Source organism: Streptomyces sp. NPDC048825, assembly GCF_043198355.1.
Taxonomy (GTDB): Bacteria; Actinomycetota; Actinomycetes; order Streptomycetales; family Streptomycetaceae; genus Streptomyces; species Streptomyces xiangluensis.
The window spans coordinates 115593-130080 of sequence record NZ_JBICUR010000020.1 but is presented as its reverse complement, the minus strand read 5'-3'; the positions used below and the strand labels follow the sequence as shown (position 1 = coordinate 130080).

9 protein-coding genes are annotated in these 14488 nt (G+C 71.0%); all 9 read right to left on the bottom strand.

Going from position 1 to position 14488, the window contains the following annotated elements; translation table 11 throughout:
- Genes ACGFNK_RS37150 through ACGFNK_RS37110 form a run of 9 tightly spaced genes read right to left on the bottom strand, consistent with a single transcriptional unit; the run spans position 1 to position 14444 of the window.
- Positions 1-1305 (bottom strand): O-antigen ligase family protein, encoded by a 1305-nt coding sequence (locus tag ACGFNK_RS37150; protein WP_393423211.1) that lies wholly within the window; start codon positions 1303-1305, stop codon positions 1-3.
- A gap of 1 nt (position 1306) precedes the next feature.
- On the bottom strand, positions 1307-2827 hold the full coding sequence (locus ACGFNK_RS37145) for a right-handed parallel beta-helix repeat-containing protein (protein WP_393423209.1): 1521 nt from the start codon (positions 2825-2827) through the stop codon (positions 1307-1309).
- Positions 2828-2835: 8 nt separating this feature from the next.
- A complete protein-coding gene (locus tag ACGFNK_RS37140) occupies positions 2836-4812 on the bottom strand; it encodes an alginate lyase family protein (protein ID WP_393423207.1) in 1977 nt (658 codons plus the stop codon).
- Complete coding sequence (locus tag ACGFNK_RS37135; protein WP_393423205.1) at positions 4809-7010, bottom strand: bi-domain-containing oxidoreductase; 2202 nt, start codon at positions 7008-7010, stop codon at positions 4809-4811. The genes ACGFNK_RS37140 and ACGFNK_RS37135 overlap by 4 nt, the downstream gene beginning before the upstream one ends.
- 25 nt (positions 7011-7035) lie before the next feature.
- The gene (asnB, locus tag ACGFNK_RS37130; protein ID WP_393423203.1) at positions 7036-8964 is read right to left on the bottom strand and encodes an asparagine synthase (glutamine-hydrolyzing); all 1929 of its coding nucleotides are present in this window, start codon (positions 8962-8964) and stop codon (positions 7036-7038) included.
- A gap of 3 nt (positions 8965-8967) precedes the next feature.
- Positions 8968-10488 carry a Wzz/FepE/Etk N-terminal domain-containing protein gene (locus ACGFNK_RS37125; protein ID WP_393423201.1) on the bottom strand — a complete coding sequence of 507 codons (1521 nt, stop codon included), beginning with the start codon at positions 10486-10488 and terminating at the stop codon, positions 8968-8970.
- Positions 10485-11852 (bottom strand): Wzz/FepE/Etk N-terminal domain-containing protein, encoded by a 1368-nt coding sequence (locus tag ACGFNK_RS37120; RefSeq protein ID WP_393423199.1) that lies wholly within the window; start codon positions 11850-11852, stop codon positions 10485-10487. Before ACGFNK_RS37120 ends, ACGFNK_RS37125 begins: the two co-directional genes overlap by 4 nt.
- Positions 11849-13129, bottom strand: a complete 1281-nt coding sequence (locus ACGFNK_RS37115; protein WP_393423197.1) for a glycosyltransferase family 4 protein — start codon at positions 13127-13129, stop codon at positions 11849-11851. Before ACGFNK_RS37115 ends, ACGFNK_RS37120 begins: the two co-directional genes overlap by 4 nt.
- The gene (locus ACGFNK_RS37110) at positions 13119-14444 is read right to left on the bottom strand and encodes a nucleotide sugar dehydrogenase (RefSeq protein WP_393423195.1); all 1326 of its coding nucleotides are present in this window, start codon (positions 14442-14444) and stop codon (positions 13119-13121) included. The genes ACGFNK_RS37115 and ACGFNK_RS37110 overlap by 11 nt, the downstream gene beginning before the upstream one ends.
- Positions 14445-14488 lie beyond the last annotated feature (44 nt).

Below are 14488 nucleotides of genomic sequence, written 5' to 3'. Positions count from 1 at the left end.
TCAGGTCACCTCCGATCTCAGGGCCCAGCGCGGGATGCGTGGTCGAGGGACATCGGGCGTCGAGAGGGGCGTGGCCGTGGCAGGTGCCGCAAGGAGCGAGGCAGCCAGGGCCAGATGCAGCAGATACGGCGAGGCGTCGCCGAGCCCGGCCTCGGTGTACGACGCGATCGCGCAGTAGCTGATCAGGAAGATCGCGCAGGCCCTCGACAGCGACGGTGGCCGCAGCAACGCGACGCCGGCGAGGACGATGATGATCGCCCCCACCAAGGCGACGCCGATCAGACCCTGTTCCTGGTAAACGGCCAGCCAGCTGTTGTCGATCGGCAGCCCGCCGAACGACTTGTCGCCCAGGCCCATGCCGAACAACTTGTCCGCGGTCGTCCTGGGCGCTGCCAGCAGGGCCTCCCAGACCTTGGCCCGACCGGTGAGGTTGGAGAAGTTCTCCTGGCTCTGTCCGCGCAGGAACCACGCCTGGAGCGCGGAGCTGAACCCCACCGCGGCCACCGTGGCGCACAGCACCGTCCAGGTGAAGAACCGGCGGGCCGCGGCGCTGGTCAGGATGAGCGAGCCGATCGCCAACGCAAGTCCGATGATCAGGCCCAGTGTGGCCGTCCGGGTATGGGTCAACGCGAGCAGGACGAGTGACGGCACGATGACCACCGCCGCGCTGACCCCGTCGGTCCGGCGGCCCAGTACGAGCAGCACGGTGAGCCCGATGATCACCGCGGCGTACTGTCCGATCTGCGGCGGGGTGAGGGGCCACAACGCGCCGACAAGGCGTCCGCCGTAGATCTCGGGCAGGGCCGCGCCCGGCGAGATGACCAGGCCGGCGGCCACCGACCCGAGCACCGCGAAGTACATCCGGATGTGGTGCCGGACGAACGTCAGGCCGCCGTCCCACCAGCGGCTGAGCAGCCACAGCGTGCCGACGAACAGAGCCAGCCGGGTGCAGCGGAACAGCGCGCCGTACCCGGACTCCAGGTTCGCGCTGGAGATCACGCTCGGCACCAGCAGCAGGGTGAGCAGGAACAGGTAGGCGCTCGCTCGGATGCGCAGCCGGAGATTGACTGCGAGCGCCAGCGCGAACGCGGCGACCAGCGCGCCCATGGTGGCCATCTGGATGAGGGAGCGGGGCAGCGGGATGATGGTCTTCGCCCCGGTGGAGCCGAGCGTGTTGAGGATCAGCAACCCCCAGACGATCCCGACGATCTTCGGGGTGCCGGCAGGACGCGGTTCGGCGTCGGGCCGCGTGCCCGCCGTGTCCGGTCCGCCCGGCAGCCCGCCGCTCCGCAGGTCTGCGCCCATCTCAACCACCGGTCCGCGGGCCGAGGGTGCTGCCCGTGTCTTGCTGGTAGGTCTTGCCCTGCCACTGCCTGAAGCCGAGCACCCGGCTCGGGTCGTGGGCGACGAATTTCCATGAACCGAGGTAGACGTTGTCGTGCCAGCGGTTGTCCTGCTTGCGGGTGATCGCGTCGGCCACCCGCTCGCCCTTGTACGGCGACCAGTCCGGATAGGTGCCGTAGTTGGACAGCACCGCCATTCGGTCGCACTTCGCCGTGCACTTGACGACGGACTTGTCCAGCACGAAGCGGTTGTCGTGGATGTCCACCCGCTGGGTCTTCCACCGGCAGTCGGCGTAGAGCGGTGGCTTGGCGATCGCCGGCTGCGCGCAGCGGTCGGAGTCCCGCACCAGCAAGGTGCAGTCACCGGACGAGGTGTTGGCCGGGCTGTTGCAGAACCGGTCGGCGTTCTCCCACAGGGTGATCCCGGACCAGTTGTTCTCCAGCACGTTCCGGTAGACCTCGACCTTGTCGGTGCGGGCCTTGATCCGTGGTTCGCCGCCGGACTCGGACAGGTAGACGGTCGCGAACGGGAAGTCGTCGCCGCGGGCCGCTTCCCTGCGGCCCTCGACCCAGTTGTTCCGCCGGATCTTGTTGTTCCGGACGACCGCGTTGTAGCTGGTCTCGTAGATCAGCGCGGCACCGTCGTTGGCCTCGATCACGTTGTTCTCGATGCGGAAGTCGTTGTTGTTCGTGTCCGCCCACAACCCTGTTCCGCGGTTGTCGTGCACCCAGTTGCCGCGCACGTCGGCCCCGTTGACGGCCCAGAACTTGATGCCTCCGGTGCAGCCGCAGCCCTCCCGCCGCCGCTCCCAGTCGCCGGTGTTGTTGCCCACGATCTCGTTGCCCTCGACCACCAGGCCGCGGATGGAGTCGCCGGCCTTGTACGCGTTCATGCCGTACTGACCGTTGTCGCGCAGGCAGCTGGCGCGGACCTGCTGGCGGGCACCGGCCATCAGCCCGGCGGCGGAGTTGTACTGGATCGTCGCGTGCTCGATCACCCACCCGTCGGCCGAGTCATGGTTGACCACGCCCTCGTCGTGCGGCGCGACGAAACGCTGCACGGTCAGATAGCGGATCGTGACGTTGCGGGAACTGCCGCCGAACGCGTACTGGTTCTTCTTCCCGCCATCGAGTACCGCGCCCGGCGCGCCGATGTAGCGGTTCCCCTCCTTGGGAATGACCTGGGCGTAGCGGTCCGGGTCGAGCCTGTGCTTGCCCGGTCGAAGCCAGAACGTGGTCTTCGGGGGGCTGCTCTTGGTCTTCGCAGCCAGGTCACCGACCACCGCGGGGTCCACCGTCACCGCGCCCGCCGGCGCCTTCGCCGGCCCGGCCGCGGGCTTGGCGCACACCCGGGCCACGGACGTGGACGGCGCAGCGGTCGGCTTTGGCCGCGCGTCCGGCGTGCTCTCGCAGCCGGTCGCCGCCAGCAGGGCCATCGCCAGCGGTACCACCGGCAACGCCCAGTGCCGCCACTTGATCCCCACGCGTCCCCCTAGCCTTGGAACCTGAGTACGGTGACGAACCCCTCCGCGCCGTCGGCGAAGCCGGTGCCGACCAGCGTCGTGGCGGGTTCCTTGCGCCCGAAGCCGGGGGAGTACCAGCCCAGCGGCGGGTCACACTCGCCGCGATGGGCCCGCCAGCTCAGCTGCCCGGGCAGGTCGAGCACTGCGGAGCGGTCCTCGCCGTCCCGGGTCCAAGTGAGCACGGCCCGGTTGTCCGCCAGGTCCGCGGCGATCGCGGGGCCGAGGTGGAACGCCAGCTGCACGGCCCGGCGCGGGCCCTGTTGGCCCCGGACCTCGTCGACGACCCTCAACTCCTGGCGCGCGGCCGTCAGTTCCACCCGGCGGCGGTGCACGGAGGGCTGGTAACCGTCATGCTCGGCACACCAGCGGACCGTCCCCCCGTCGGAGGTGCCGGATGTGTCCACGGCCAGGACGCGGCTGCGGGCATGCCGGGTCCACAGGAACGGACCGCCGGAGACGGACTGGTCACCGCCGTCCAGCTGCAGGGTGTTGTGGCCGAGGGTCGAGCGGAAGTACTGCCGCCACTCGGGCTGCCCGTGGTAGCAGAACGTCCCCGGGTCGGCGAGCACGTCGACCCCGTCGTGCCGGACCTCCACGGACAGCGCGTCCGCGTGGGCATGCGCGGCGATGGACAGGAAGCCGTGCGGGCCACCGTCGCAGCGGCACCAGATCTCCTCCGGACCGCGCAGGATGGTCATGCCCGCGTCGGCGAAGTGGGCCGGTCGGCTAGCCGGGCGGGTCACGGCCGGCGCGGTTCCATTTTTCGCGTACGGCCGGATGAGCGCGGCCAGCAGCGGGGTGCGCACATCGGTGCCGGTCACCGCCGGCCACCAGGCGAGCCGGCCGAACACGGCGTCCCCGGTGGCCAGCAGAGAGGCCCAGCGGTCGGTGCCCGCGCCGTCCAGGACCAGACCGTGCCCGTCGTCCGCGTCCCCCTGGCGCGGCGGCCGTAGCCGGCTGTCCACGACTGCCGCGAGCGCGTCGGTCATCCGCAGCAGCACCAGCCGGATGGACGCGGGGACCGGCCTGCCTGCGGCATCCGCCTCGGCCACCGCGGCCAGGCCGAGTTCCAGCACAAGTCCGTGATACTCGGTGGCCAGCTCGCGGTTGAGGCCGGAAGGGAAGGTGTTGCTTCGCAGGTGCCGCTCCAGCGACCGCAGCGCGCCGGCCCGCCAGCGCGCCGAGGAGGGGAACCACCCGAACGCGCAGGCCGCTGCGAACTGTCCGGCGGCCTCGGCGATGACGTGGTTGTTCGCCGAAGACCCCCGGCTGGGGAAGGCGGCCAGCCAGCGCTGGTGGTGCCAGATCTGGTTCAGCGCCACCGGGTTGCCCTCGAAAAGACCGGCCACGCCCGGCCAGCCGTCGAGCAGCCGGCGGATCCACACCCAGGACAGCAGCCGGATGCCCAGCTCGATGCCGCTGATCCAGTGCACGCCGCGCAGCGGTGGGTTGGCCGTCCACCACGACCGCAGGTGCTCGGCCACTCGCTCGGCGTACCGGTCGTCCCCGGTGATCGCGTAGGCGGCGGCGAGCTGGGTGAGGTACTGATGCCGGGACAGCTCCCAGATCTGCTTGATGTCCCCGACCGCGTCCTCGTTCCGGTACGGCACGTCGAAGGCATAGCCCCACGGAGCCCGGCGCCCGGTCTTCGGGTCGCACCACCAGTCCGGGTCGGTCAGGTCGTCGCGGACCACCCCGAAGTACTCGTCGTGCCCGTACATCAGCCGGTCCGCCTCGGCGATGAGACGTTTCGCGGCGTCCGGGGGTATCGCGGCGATCGTCCCGGCGGGCAGTACCGCGGTGAACCGGGCGTCGGTCACGCTCGGGCAGTTCGGCCGCGCCGACCGCCACCGCCGCCTGCGCACCGCGTCCCCGACCCGGCCGCCGACCTCCCGCGGTCCCATCCGGGAGAGCCGCCGCAGGTACCAGCCCGCGCTCATCGTCACTGCGCCCTCGCCAGCGTCACCGGCGCGCCGCCCGCCAGGCCGGCCTGCACGGCGAGGGTGGCCGCCGTGGTGGCGACCAGCGACTCGAGCGGCACCGGCATCGGCCCGCCGGTCCGCACGGCCTTGATGAACGCCGCCAGTTCGGCGTTCTGGCCCTTGTCCCGGGCCTTGGGCAGCCGTGAGCTGACCCACCGCTTGCGGCCGTACACACTGGCCCGGACGAAGTCGTCGAGCCGCAGCACCCTGCCGTCCGCGACAAGGTCCAGCGTCTCCTTGGGGAAGCTGGGCGCACCGGTGGTGACGTAGCTGATGGTGGCGGTGGACCCGTCCGGGTAGCGCAGCACCACCTGCAGGTCCTCGTTGCCGGACGTGGCGACCGCGTACACCGAGACCGGGTCGGCCTCGAGCAGCCAGCTCGCCGTGTCGATGAAGTGTCCGCCCTCTCCCGCGAACCGCGAGCCCTCGGTGCCCTGTTGGAGATACCAGCTGCCGTGCTGCAGCCGGCCCGCGTTGACCAGGTAGCGGAGGTTCGCCGGACCGGTCCGGGTGCCGAAGCGCTGCCGGGCCTCCCGCAGCATGGGCGCGAACCGGCGGTTGAAGCCCACCTGCAGCCGGTCGTTGCCGGACTCCTCCACCGCCGCGAGCACGCCGGCCAGCTCGTCCTCGGTGAGGGCCAGGGGCTTCTCCACGAACACCGTCTTGCCGGCAAGGAGCGCTCTGCGGGTCAGTTCGGCGTGCGAGCTGTGCCGGGTGACCACGAACACCGCGTCGATGGACTTGTCGCCGAGCACGGCGTCGAGATCGGTGGTCGCCTCGGCGAAGCCGAACTTCCGCTGCGCGTTGGCCGCGGACAGCGCCGTCGTGGTGACGACGGTCGACAACTCGACGCCGTCGCGCTGTGCCAGGTGCGGCAGCAGCATCGACGTCGCGTAGTTTCCCGCGCCGACGAACGCAAGGCGCACCGGCGCCTTGGCGGCTCGGGCCGGCGTGGACGCTGAGCCGCTGGGTCGCTTCACCGCGGGCACGGCCACCGCCGAGGCCCCCGCTTCTCCCGCTTCCGCTGTGTGTTCAACGGGGCCGGGGTACCGGAACAGCACAGCCACGGCCTTCAGGTCGCCGTCCTTCAGGCTCTGGTACGTCCCCACGGCGTCATCGAAGTCGGCTATGTGGGAGATCAAGGGCTCCACGTCGACGCTGCCGCGGGCGAGGAGATCGAGGAAGCACGCCAGGTTGCGGCGCTCGGTCCAGCGCACGTAGCCGATCGGGTAGTCCCGGCCCTCCAGTTCGTACTCCGGGTCGTAGCGCCCGGGGCCGTAACTGCGGGAGAACCGGACGTCGAGCTCCTTCTCGTAGTACGCGTTCCACGGCAGGTCCAGGCGGCACTTGCCGATGTCGACGACCCGGCCGCGGTCCCGGCTCAGCCGGGCGGCCAGCTCGACGGGCTGGTTGCTGCCGCCGCCGGCGGCCAGGTACACCTGGTCCACGCCGTGACCGCCGGTGAGCTCGGCGACGGTGGCTTCGACGGCCGCGGACGCGGGATCGCCGCAGGCCGCGGCGCCCAGACGCTCGGCCAGTTCGCAGCGCACCGGGTCGGGGTCGACGCCGACGACGCGGACTCCCGAGGCGGCAAGGAGCTGCACCACCAGCTGCCCGATCAGCCCGAGGCCGATGACCAGTGCCACTTCGCCGAGCTGTGACTCGCCTTGGCGGACGCCCTGCATCGCGATCGATCCGACGGTGCCGAAGGCCGCGTGCCGCGGCGCGAGGCCGTCCGGCACCGGGGCGTAGAGGTTCTTCGGAACCCAGTTCAGCTCGGCGTGCAACGCGTGCTCGTTGCCGGCGCAGGCCACGAGGTCGCCGACCTTCACGTCCTCGATGCCGGCGCCGACCTGCTCGACCACCCCGCACAGCGAGTAGCCCAGCGGCGTGTAGGAGTCCAGCTTGCCCATCACCTTGCGGTAGGTGGCGGGCACCCCGTTGGTGGCCACGCTCTGCATGACCTTGGCCACCTGGTCCGGCCGGGAGCGGGCCTTGCCCACCATCGACATGCCGGCCTCGGACACCTTCATGAGCTCGGTCCCGGTGGATATCAGCGAGTAGGCGCTCCGGACCAGCACACCGCCCGGCTTGCACCCCGGCGCCGGCACGTCGAGCAGCGCCAGCTCGCCACTCTTGTAGTTCTGTACAACCTGTTTCACCCGAGCTCCTCTTGTTTCCACGCCGTCAAGCCGCCCGGCTCTGGCCGGAGCCAGAGGTCGCGCCGCGATACCAGTACTCGAGGGTCAGCACATGCCACAGATGCTTGGAGAAGTCCCGCTGCCCGGCGGCGTCCTCGGCGACCATCCGCGCCAGCGCGTCGCGGCGCAGGATCCCGGAATTGACGAGCACGCCGTCGTGCACCACCTCGCGCACCAGCGGTGCCAGATCCCGGCTCATCCAGGCGCGCAGCGGGGCGCTGAACAGGCCCTTGGGCCGGTACACGATCTCCCGGGGCAGGATCGAGGTGGCCGCCTCCTTGAGGACGGCCTTGCCCTGCCGTCCGACGATCTTGCGATCGCCGGGCACGGCGAACGCCGCCTTGACCACCTCGACGTCCACATACGGCACTCGCACCTCGGTCGACGCGGCCATGCTCGACCGGTCCGTGTAGGCGAGGTTCAGGCCCGGCAGGAACATCCGGGCGTCGCCCAGGCACATGCGGTTGACGAAGTCGTCGAGGTCGTTGTCCTGGTAGATGTCCGCATGCTCGGTCAGCACGTCCTCGACCGTCCCGGCCAGGTCCGGATCGACCAGGGCGAGCAGCTCGTCCTGGTCGTACATGGTGTAGCTGCGCCGGAACGCGGTCTCCTCCGGCAGATCGGCGAAGGAGAGGAACCGCTTCGCGAAGCGCACCGACCGGTACCCCCGGCGGGCCGTGGCGACCGGCAGCCGGTCCACGGCCCTGGACAGGCCCCGCCGCAGGGGCCGCGGGACGCGCTGGTAGCGCAGCGCAAGCAGGTTGGCCAGGTGCTTGCGGTAACCGGCGAACAGTTCGTCGGCGCCCATCCCCGAGAGCATCACCTTGACCCCGGCCTCCCGGGCGGCCGAGCAGATCAGGAACGTGTTGATCGCGGCGGGGTCGCCGATCGGCTCGTCCAGGTGGTAGGTCATCTGCGGCAGCAGGTCGAGCACATTCGGAGCGATCTCGATCTCGTGCAGGTCGACGCCGAACCGCTCGGCCACCTGCCGGGCGTAGCGCAGGTCGTCCGGCATCGCCTCGAACTTGGCGTCCTCGGCGCGGAACCCGATCGTGTAAGCGGAGATCCCGGGTCGGTCGCGGGCCGCCAGCGCGGTCAGGTAGCTGGAGTCAAGACCGCCGGAGAGGAAGGTCGCCACGGGTACGTCGGAGAGCAGGTGGCGCCGAGTCGACTCCTCGACGACGGCAGCGACATCCGGCTGCTCGCCGCCCCGGGCCCGGTCCCGGCCCTCGGCGGCGACATCCCGGAGGTTCCAGAACCGGCCGCGCTCCACCCGGCCGTCGGGCCGGCACCGCAGCCAGCTCCCCGGCGGCAGCTTCTCCGCTTCGCGGAACGCGCAGCGTGAGTCCGGCACCCAGTAGTACAGCAGCGAGGCCACCAACGCCGCATGGTCCACCTGCAGCGACCCGCCGGTCGCGGCGGCGAGAGCCTTGAGCTCGGAGGCGAACACCAGGCCGGCACCGCGCCGGAGCAGGAACAGCGGCTTGATGCCGAGCTGGTCGCGGGCGAGTACCAGGTCACCGGTTCGCTCGTCGAAGATCCCGAACGCGAACATGCCGCGCAGCCGGGGCAGGCAGTCCGTGCCCCAGCGCCGCCAGGCCTCAAGGAGCACCTCGGTGTCGGAGGTACCGCGGAAGCGCACCCCGGCGGCTGCCAGCTCGGCACGCAGCTCGGGCGCGTTGTACAGCTCGCCGTTGTACGTAAGCGCCAGGCCGCCCGAGACCATCGGCTGGGCGCCGGTCTCGGACAGGTCGATGATGGCCAGCCGGCGGTGCCCGAGCTGTACTTCGCCGTCACCGACGCGGTGGCCGTACCGGCCCGCCCCGTCCGGACCGCGGTGGGCGAGGGTATCGGTGAGCCGGTCGGTCACGACCTTCCCGTCCGGCCATCGGTAAGTGCCTGCGATGCCACACATGTCCTACCGCGCCTCCTCGTCGTTGTCCGGGCCCAGTGCGGCCCGCACCGCCAGCCGCTCCGTCCGCCGCCCGCCCGTGCCGTTCTGCCGGGCCGGTACCTCGTTCCGGCCGCGCAGCGCGGTGTTCAGCCCGTCCCACAGCGTGCCGTCGGTCCGGTCCCGCGGATCGGGGTCGATCAGCACCACACCGATCACCGGAATGCGCTGGTCCGCGAGCTGCCGCGCCACGGTGTGCAGCCATGCGGCGCTGCCGTGCCCGGCACGCACGACGAGCACGGTCTGGGTGCCGAGGTACTGGAGGTCGGTCCACGCAGTGCCGGGCGCGACCGAGCCGACACCGATCCGGCGCTCCTGTTGCGACACGGCCGCGGCATGCTCGCCGCTGACCACGGCCGGGCCTCCTGGTTTCTGGCGGCGGCGCGCGAGCTGCGGGCCGGGCAGACCATCGATGATCACCACTGGCCCCTCCGCCGCCAGTGCCCCGGCGAGGTTCAGGGCGATCACGCTCGTGCTGCGCGCACAGCCCAGTTCCAGCAGCGACACCGGTTCCGCGGAGCCGCGCACGGTGCGGGCCAGGGTCACGGTGAGCCGTTCGCGTGCCGCCCTGGTCCGTCGGCGCTGCCACAGCTTGCCCGACCGGCGGGGCAGCTCGGCGATGACCGAGGCGCCCAGGTTCGCCGCGATGTCCCGGCGCAGCACGGGGCGGTCCGCCACCACCGCGCCGACCGCGGCCAGCGCGAGCCCGAGGACCAGCCCCAGGACGAGCCCGATCGCGGCGTTGGTGACAGCGGCCTTGGGCAGGGAGTGCCGCACCGCGCGGGGGTCGTCCACGATCTGCGTGCCGGTGATGATCTTGGGCGTGCCGGTGCGCGCCTCCGCTGCGCGCTGGTCGAAGTCGGCGATTCGCGAGTTGAGCTCGGCCCGGCGGGCGAAGAGCGACTCGATGCTCGCCGACGTTTTCGGGTCGCTCTCCGGCGATCGGTCTCCGATCTCCTTGTTGACCTGGGCGAGCTCGTTTCGCATGCGGTCACGCTGGTCGAGCAGGGCCTTGGCTTCGGCCTTCGCGGTTTCCCGCATCCGCTTCACATGGTCCGCGACGAACGCATCGGCCAGTGCCTTGGCCCGGGCCACCGCTTCCGCGTCGCTGTCACCTGTCACTTCGATCTGCAGCAGATTGTTGGTCAAGCCGGTGCCCCGGTAGTCCTCCATGAAGTCCTCGGGTTTTTCCGGGGACTTGAGGGACTCCAGGGCCTTGCCGGCGATCCGCGTGGTCCCCAGCAGCGCGACGTCGGTGCGGATCAGCGTTCCGGTGTCGTTCGGCTGGTCCTCCTTATGTGCGACCAGCACTTTGGTCACCGCGGTCGGCCGCGGCGGCAGCAGGACCGCCACCGCCACGCCGACCAGCAGTCCCAGGAGCGCCATGGAGCTCCAGAGGCGGCGGCGCCTGCGCACCGACACCATCAGCGCCTGCAGGTCGAAGAGTGGAGTGGCTGCCGACGACTCCGAAGCCGTGCTCGTCGTCACTTTGAACCTCCCGTCGCGTGGCCGCGAACCGCGAGCGCCGGGGTGGCGTCGTCCGGAGGATCATCGGCAGACCGCGTGGGACGGGCCCGGACCGGGCCGGCGACGACGATGCCGACGACGTCATGCCCGCCGTCCGCACACGCCTCGGCGATGCCGGCGAGCTCCTCCGTGGTCCAGCTGCCCGCGCTGAGGACGACCAGGGCACCGGACTCGGTGCCGCGGTCCGGCACCATCGGCCGGTCCACCGAAACCTCCACCACCCGCAGCAGCGGATCGCCCTTGGCCTCGGCGACGAGCTGCTGGGCGGCCAGGCGGGCGATCTCGTCGCCTTCCGGCACGACAGCCAGCAGCCGCCGGGGGGCCGTTAGTTGGTCCCGGAGGCGAGTGCACACCCGCCGGTAGCGGATCCGCATGCCGGCCTCGTCGCCGGACCTCTGCGGGGTCGGTATGTCCCAGCGGGTGTCGATGCCGAGGAGTCGGCGGATCGAGGCCCGTGGGCCACGGTGTTCCGGCTGGTGCGCGCGTTGTTCATCAGGCACGTCGACGGTGCCAAGAAGCGCCGAGCCCAGCGCCGCCGCGATCTCCGGGTCGGTGCGCAGTCGGCGATTCACCCGTGCGGCAGTGAGATGGCCGATGACCGCGAGCAGGAAGAACAGCAGTGCCCCGGCGCCGATGAGCTGCATCCTCGTCGGCGGCGCCTCGCCGGTCGGCCGGGCCGCCGGACCCATGACGACCATGCCGGCCATGTTGGTCGTCGGGTCGGCCTGGTCCAGCTGCGTCATGGCCTCCTCCAGCGCGGTGCGCAGCTTCTCGAGCGAGGTGCGGGCCTGCACGCTCTCCACGCTCCGCCCCGGATCGGCCGCCTTGGCCAGGTCGGTGATGCGGCGGTTGGTCTCCTCCACCTGCTGCCGCAGCGCCTCGGGCCCTGTGACCACTTCGGAGTCGGTGCTGCCGCCTGCGATCCGCGCGGCGAATCCGACGAACTGCTGGGCCAGCTGGTCGGAGAGCTGCTGCGCGCGCTCCGGGGTGTCGGCCGTACCCGAGATCTTGACGATGTTCCCGTCGGCGGCCTTGGCGCTGACTTGATCCCGCAGTTCGGCGCCGCTGACGCCCGGCCAGCCGAGCTTGGCGGCCGCGCGGTCGACCACCGTCGAACTGGTCGCGATATCCACCTGAGTCAGCAGCGCGCGCTCTTCCCACTGCCCCGGCAGCAGAACCGATGCCGACGTCGTGTACCGCGGCGGGAAAACCACCGAGGCGCCGTAGCCGACGAGTGCGCCCACCACGGCGAGGGTGGCGAGAAGCCGCCACCGTCGACGGAGAATCCGCCCGATCGTGGCCAGGCGGATCGTGTCTTCGTTCAACGGTGCTGCCTCTTCCCTGTGCGGACCTGGTCGCTCGCCGACACCGGAGTGTGGTCACGGCAGGCAGCGGCGTACGCGGCGAGCAGCGACGCTTGCGAGTTCCGCCAGGAAAGCTCCCCGCTGATCCGCTCCTGGCCGATCTTGCCCATCCGGGCCCGCTTGTCCGGATCGCCAAGGAGCAGCGCGATGAGCCCCGCGAATTCGGCCTCGTCGTTGGCGGGCGCGTAGACAGCGGCGTCACCGGCGGAGACTCGTGCCTCCCGGAGGTCGAACGAGACGATCGGTCGGCCCATCGCCATGTACTCGAGGACCTTGTTCATGGTCGACACGTCGTTGAGCGGATTGCGCGGGTCGGGGGAAAGGCACACGTCCGCAGTGGACAGGTAGCGCACCAGGTCGGCGTCCGGTATGCGCCCGGTGAACTGCACCTGCTCGGAGAGCCCGAGCCGTCGGGACAGCTCCACCATCGCGTCGAAGGCGTCGCCGGAGCCGACGAACACCGCGTGCCAGTCGGTCCGCCCGAACTCGTCGCGCAGCTTCGCGAGGGCGCGCAAGGCGTAGTCGACGCCGTCCTGCGGGCCCATGACGCCGAGGTAGCACAGCAGATGAGGCTTGCCGCGCTTCAACTCCGGCTCGGGAGGCACTGGTTGGAACCGGTCGATCTGGGGCGCGCTGCGCACCACGAATACGTCCTCCGGCCGCCGGCCGCCACGGCGCATCGCGACGTTCCGGTAGCTCTCGTTCGTGGCGAGGACGACGTCCGCGGCCCGGTAGGTCCGCCGCTCCAGCGCGCACACGGCGCGGTAGAGCAGATCCTTGCCGCGGTCGAACCGGGAGAGGTACAGCTCGGGTACCAGGTCGTGCTGGTCGAAGACGAACCGCGCGCCGCGCCGCTTCAGCCACAGTGCCGGCAGGAACAGCAGGTCGGGCGGGTTGCAGGCGTGGACCACGTCGACCGGGCCGACCTTGCGGGCCAGCCGGACCGTGTGCCACAACGCCGATCCGTACTCCCGCAGGTAGCCGGCCGGTCCTCCGGTGGCCGCGCGCAACGGGTAGCGGTGGATCCGCACCCCGTCGATCTCCGCCTCCGGCTCCGTGTCCCGCTTTTCCCCCCGGGGACAGATGACGTGCACCTTCCAGCCCGCGTCGCGCAGCGTCGTGCACTCCTGCCACACTCGCCGGTCGAACGGCACCGACAGGTTCTCCACGAGGACCAGCGCGCGCCGGGCCGGCTGGTCGCCGCCGGCTGTTTCATCAAACGATGTGTCACCAAGCAAGGCCCACGTACCCTGGTTCGGCCCGGCGCGCTTCGGCGTCGGGAAGGTGGATGAGGTCGACGATCACCGGGCCGTCGCCATGGGGCAGCGCCGACAGCACAGCCGGATCCCTGGTTCCGACCAGGCACACCTCGGCATGCTCGAGCACCTCGCCGACGGACTCCGCGAGCAGCTGCGCGAGGTGCGGCAGCCGGGTCTCGATGTACTCGCGGTTCGCGCCGAGCAGCCGGGAGAGGTTCACGTTCGGGTCGTAGATCCGCAGGTCGTACCCCTTGCCGAAGAGCCTCTCCGCCAGCTCGACGAGCGGGCTCTCGCGGAGGTCGTCGGTGCCGGGTTTGAAGGACAACCCGAACAGGCCCACCCGGCGCTTGCCGGTGCGCTCGACCAGCTCCACCGCGCGCTGCAGATGGTCGGAGTTGGAGGGCAGCACGTGGGCGAGGATGGGCACCGAGACGTCGGCCCGCTGCGCCGCGTGGACCAGGCTGCGCAGGTCCTTGGGCAGGCAGGAGCCACCGAAGGCGAAGCCGGGCCGCAGGTAGGCGGGGCTGATGTTCAGCTTGCGGTCGGCCAGGAACACGTCCATCACCTGGTGCGAGTCCACCCCGAGTGCCTGGCACACCGCGCCCAGCTCGTTCGCGAAGCCGATCTTGAGGCCGTGGAACGCGTTGTCCGCGTATTTGATCGCTTCGGCCGTCGGGACCGGCACCCGGAACACCTCGCCGGGCAGTCCGTCGTACAGCGCCGCCACCACCTCGCCGCTTGCCGGGTCGAGTTCGCCGATGACGGTCTTGGGCGGGTCGAAGAAGTCCCGCACGCTCGTGCCCTCGCGCAGGAACTCCGGGTTGACCGCGACCCCGATGTCCACTCCGGCCGTGCCGCCGACGTACTTCTCCAGGATCGGTACCAGCAGGTTCAGGCAGGTGCCCGGGAGCATGGTGCTGCGGAACACGACGGTGTGCCGGCCCCCCTGCTTGGCCCCCTCGGCCAGCGCGGCGCCGATCTGCTCGGTGACCCGCTCCAAGTACGTGGTGCACAGGCTGCCGTTGGGCTCCGACGGCGTGCCCACGCAGACCAGCGACACCTCGCTGTTCATGATCGCCTCGCGGACGTCGTCGGTAGCGCGCAGCGCTCCGGTCCGCACGACCTCGGCGATGAGCTCGCCGATCCTCTCCTCGACCACCGGGGCCTTGCCGTCGTTGACCAGGTCGACCTTCACCTGGTTCACGTCCACCCCGATGACCTCGTGACCCATGCTGGCCAGGCATGCGGCCGACACACAGCCCACGTAGCCGAGCCCGAAAACGCTGACTCTCATGACCCGTTCCTCCCCCTGGCAGGCCCTTGCGGCCTGCGGTCCGC

Bases quoted from the DNA above. Each gene is read 5' to 3' on its own strand.
- ACGFNK_RS37150 (WP_393423211.1), bottom strand. From the start codon at position 1,305: ATGGGCGCAGACCTGCGGAGCGGCGGGCTGCCGGGCGGACCGGACACG.
- asnB (WP_393423203.1), bottom strand. From the start codon at position 8,964: ATGTGTGGCATCGCAGGCACTTACCGATGGCCGGACGGGAAGGTCGTG.
- ACGFNK_RS37110 (WP_393423195.1), bottom strand. From the start codon at position 14,444: ATGAGAGTCAGCGTTTTCGGGCTCGGCTACGTGGGCTGTGTGTCGGCC.